The organism is Streptosporangium pseudovulgare (genome assembly GCF_014648055.1).
GTDB classification, from domain to species: Bacteria; Actinomycetota; Actinomycetes; order Streptosporangiales; family Streptosporangiaceae; genus Streptosporangium; species Streptosporangium pseudovulgare.
On sequence record NZ_BMQJ01000069.1, the window covers coordinates 1 to 688 of the forward strand.

The following is a 688-nucleotide window of genomic DNA, read 5'->3' on the forward strand; positions in this document are numbered from 1 at the left end:
ACGGCGTCTTCAACGTCGTCCAGGGCGACAAGGCGGCGGTGGACCGGCTGCTGGAGCACCCGGACGTGCGGGCGGTCTCGTTCGTCGGCTCCACGCCCATCGCCCGGTACGTCTACGAGACCGGCACCGCGCACGGCAAGCGGGTCCAGGCGCTGGGCGGCGCCAAGAACCACATGCTGGTGCTGCCCGACGCCGACCTGGACCTGGTGGCGGACGCGGCGGTGTCGGCGGGCTTCGGTTCGGCCGGGGAGCGGTGCATGGCGATCTCCGTCGTGCTGGCCGTCGACCCGGTCGGCGACGAACTGGTCGACAAGATCGTCTCCCGGGTCGAGAAGCTGACGGTCGGCCCCGGCGACGACCCCGCCTCCCAGATGGGGCCGCTGGTCACCGAGGTGCACCGCGACAAGGTCGCCTCCTACCTCGAGACGGGCGTGGCCGAGGGCGCCACCCTGGTCGTCGACGGCCGGCGGACCCCGGTCCTGGGCGGCGGCGCCGCCGCCGACACCCCGGGTTTCTGGCTCGGCCCGACCGTGCTGGACCACGTGCCGCCGGGCTCGCGGGTGCACACCGAGGAGATCTTCGGCCCGGTCCTGGCGATCGTGCGGGTCTCCTCCTACGCCGAGGGGCTGAAGCTGATCAACGACGGCGAGTACGGCAACGGCACGGCGATCTTCACCAACGACGGCGG

The 688-nt window shown here is 72.8% G+C and carries 1 protein-coding gene; it reads left to right on the forward strand.

The window, feature by feature from the left end; all coding sequences use genetic code 11:
- A partial coding sequence (locus IEZ10_RS38495; protein WP_189251422.1) for an aldehyde dehydrogenase family protein occupies positions 1-688 on the forward strand: 688 nt, incomplete at both ends.